The 3,193-nt window shown below is 59.4% G+C and carries 3 protein-coding genes; all 3 read right to left on the minus strand.

Annotation, left to right across the window (positions count from 1 at the left end; translation table 11 throughout):
• Positions 1 to 100 precede the first annotated feature (100 nt).
• The 3 genes from AWB66_RS32130 to AWB66_RS32140 are packed head-to-tail and all read right to left on the minus strand — an operon-like array spanning position 101 to position 3,037.
• Positions 101 to 1,114, minus strand: a complete 1,014-nt coding sequence (locus AWB66_RS32130) for a tyrosine-type recombinase/integrase (protein WP_087634008.1) — start codon at positions 1,112 to 1,114, stop codon at positions 101 to 103.
• Complete coding sequence (locus AWB66_RS32135; protein ID WP_086974074.1) at positions 1,107 to 2,081, minus strand: tyrosine-type recombinase/integrase; 975 nt, start codon at positions 2,079 to 2,081, stop codon at positions 1,107 to 1,109. Before AWB66_RS32135 ends, AWB66_RS32130 begins: the two co-directional genes overlap by 8 nt.
• Positions 2,078 to 3,037, minus strand: coding sequence for a tyrosine-type recombinase/integrase (locus AWB66_RS32140; protein ID WP_087634009.1), 960 nt, complete (start codon positions 3,035 to 3,037; stop codon positions 2,078 to 2,080). Before AWB66_RS32140 ends, AWB66_RS32135 begins: the two co-directional genes overlap by 4 nt.
• Positions 3,038 to 3,193 lie beyond the last annotated feature (156 nt).

Consider the following 3,193-nt stretch of genomic DNA (forward strand, 5'->3'; position numbering starts at 1 on the left):
GGCCGATTATGCCAAGTCGTTGATTATGGAAAGTAGCAGGCCGGAACTCGCCCCGAGATCTGATGGAAAGCGGCAAGCAGGAATTCCGGTCTTTGCATAATCACAGCGCCTTCAGGAAGTTGAGCAGCGAGTCAGGTGCCCGATAGCGGGGGACTTTACTTCCGGGTTCTTGAAGCCTTGCAAGCGCACGTTCCTTCATGTTCAGATCGGCTTCGACGTAATGGTGCGTCGTGACAGGGCTCTCATGTCCGAGCCACAACGCGATTACGCTGATGTCGACGCCAGCCTGTAGCAGGTGCATGGCCGTGGTGTGGCGGATAGTATGGGGCGATACGTGCCGCTCTGCCAGACCGGGAGAGGAACGGACTGCATTCCTGGCAGCCAACGTCAGCCTCAACGCGACATTGGCTCTCGTCATTGCGTGACCGTTCCGATTCGGAAGCAGTGACGATGTCGGCTGGAATTCCGGATTGACCCGCAACCATGCCCGTGCCGCCTTCACGGTAGAGCGCCAAAGCGGCACGCTGCGCTGCTTGCGTCCTTTGCCGCGCAAATGAATGCAGGCAGAACTCTCATCAAGGACAACATCCGCGACTTTCACCCCGGTGATCTCCGAGACGCGCGCTCCGGTGTTGTACATCAGCAGGAACAGAAGGTGATCGCGTTGGCTCAGCCAGGAACTGCCGGGCGTACCGATCACTGTTAGCATCTCCTCGCGCGACAGATAGCTAAACATCGGGCGCTCGAAGCGTTTGACCGGAACGCCCAAGGCTCGCTCAATTACTTGTAGCGACGCGACATCGCGGTGCGCGGCAAACTTCAGGAAGGAGCGCAGCGCTGCCAGACGTGCATTGCGAGTGCGCACACAATTGTGCCTTTGACGTTCAAGGTGATCGAGGAAGGCCATGATGAGTTCCGGCGTCATATCGGTGAGTGCCATCGTGGCTGGTGGCTTACCCAGGTGCGCTTCTACGAATTTAAGGAAGAGTACGAAGCTATCGCGATAGGCTGTAATGGTTTGCTCGCTGAGTGCCCGCTGCTGGGTCAGGTATTCGGCGAACCAGGCTTGCACGAGCGCGGCAAACGAAGGCGCTGTCTTGGTTCGCCTATACATTGCCGTCTCCGGTGAGATCAGCGAAACGCTCAAACTTGCCGCCGGCCAAGGCCATTAATTCCGGAACAGCTGTCAGATACCAGTACGTGTAGAAGATCTCGGCATGGCCCATGTAGGTCGACAGCGCCAGCATCATCTGATCGATGTCGGTACCCTCGGCATGCCAGAGCATCATGCGTCGCACAGCGAACGTGTGCCGCAGATCATGAAGCCGTGGCGCCGTATGAGCCCCGCGGTTCACCCAGCCAAGGCTGTCACGTAGCGAGTTGAAGACACGATGAGCCTGTCGCTCGCCAAGGGGCTGTCCCAGTCGCCGACCACGACTGCTGATCAGAAACGGCATGTCAGGGCTAGTGGCAACCTGCTGCATGCGCTGCCGTCGGTAGCGCTTTAACGCAGCAACGGTGGTCGGATGGATCGGCAACTGTCGCGACTTGGCGAACTTGGTCTGTCGGATGATCAGCATCCCATCCTTGAGATCGACGTCGGCATCGCGCAAATGAATGGCCTCGGAGACCCGCAGGCCAGTCGAAGCCATCAGGCCGAACAAGGTCTCGTAGGTAACTGGCCGGAGACTTCCCTTTGGCTGGAGCCGGCGGGCCGCCGCCAGCAACGCAACGATTTCGTCCTCATGGAAGATATGTGGGGCAACACGTCCCCGCTCAGGACCGAAGATCGGTTCTTCCGGGATTTCGGTATCCGATTCGAACTGCTTCAGGTAGCGGGCGAAGTGGCGAACTATCGCCAACCGGGCCGCCCACGTTGCCGGCGTATCACGGTGCCATCTATCCTGCCGGGCCCAATCCGTCATGAGGTCAGCCGTAAGTGGGCCACGGTGATGCCGATCGGCGGCGTAACGCGCGAAACTGGCCAGGAGCGTGTCCCGCGAGCGCAACTCAAACCCCAGGGAGCGCCTCTCGACGAAGTAGTCGTCGATCCGCTGCTGCAAACTGATGCGCGCGCTCATGATGGACTCCCCGGCCACGGCAGAGCGACTGCCGACAGCTTCGGCGTGTCGAGCTTGGCGTAGATCAGGGTGGTATTGAGCGACCGGTGACGCAGCAGGTCGGCGACTTCCTTGAGTGAACTGCCGTTCTCGACGAGGCGACAGGCCAGGGTATGCCGAAGCGCGTGGGCACTTGAGTGCAGCAGACCGCCACGACGGCAGGCACGCTTGATCACGTTCCGGACCGCGGTCGAAGTAACGGGCTGGTCTCGCCCTGCTACCTTTCGGACAAAGACGGCCGGGTGGCTGGTCGCTGGACGTTCGTGTTGCAGATAGTCAGCAAGCGCCTGCCCGCATGCCATCGGCAACGGCATGACGTCCTGGCGCAGCGACTTCGTGCCTCTCAACGTCACGGTGCCTGCGCGCCAGTCGACGTCGCGGATCATGAGATGTGCGATCTCGCCAGAACGCAACCCCATGTCCAGCGCCAACCGGACCATCGCATAGCTACGCTTCGGCCAGCGCCGAGTGCCTGCGACGGCGTCCAGGAGGCGGATAACTTCTTCTGGCTTGAGCGCACGTGGCAAAGATGCCAGCTTCCAGTGGACCGGATTCAGAATGACGATGGAGAGCTTGCCGGGTTGGTCTCCGCAAATGGTCCGGTAACGCAGATAACTACGTAACGTTGCTGCCAGTTGGGACGCACAAGAGGCTGAGCCACCGGCACTCAACTGCGTCGAAACAAACCGGCGAACATCGTAGGGGCGCACCTTTCTGAAGTCGATAGCGCACCGCTCGAATCTGTCTCGTAAGAGCAAGCCGACAACACGACGTCGGTTCTTACGGGTCTCGGCTGCCAGTCCTCGCACATCACGCAGATATGCATCGTAGCGATTCAATTCATCAGTAATGTGCGCCGGGAATGACGCAAACGATCGCGCGTTGGACTTGGCCGGGTGTAAACGGGTTGGCTTCATAACGGTCCCCTCAGGTGAAACCGTTACTCCAGATCATCGCTGAGATTATGTCGAGTTCGTAGGGCGTCACCTGCTGCGACACCCTGTGATTATCGGATCGTGCCGCCGATCATCACAGCTACTTTCCATAATCAACGACTTGGCATAATCGGCCTT

This window comes from Caballeronia telluris, from assembly GCF_001544495.1.
Taxonomy (GTDB): domain Bacteria; phylum Pseudomonadota; class Gammaproteobacteria; order Burkholderiales; family Burkholderiaceae; genus Caballeronia; species Caballeronia telluris.

Bases quoted from the DNA above. Each gene is read 5' to 3' on its own strand.
- AWB66_RS32135 (WP_086974074.1), bottom strand. From the start codon at position 2,081: ATGAGCGCGCGCATCAGTTTGCAGCAGCGGATCGACGACTACTTCGTC.
- AWB66_RS32130 (WP_087634008.1), bottom strand. From the start codon at position 1,114: ATGTATAGGCGAACCAAGACAGCGCCTTCGTTTGCCGCGCTCGTGCAA.
- AWB66_RS32140 (WP_087634009.1), bottom strand. From the start codon at position 3,037: ATGAAGCCAACCCGTTTACACCCGGCCAAGTCCAACGCGCGATCGTTT.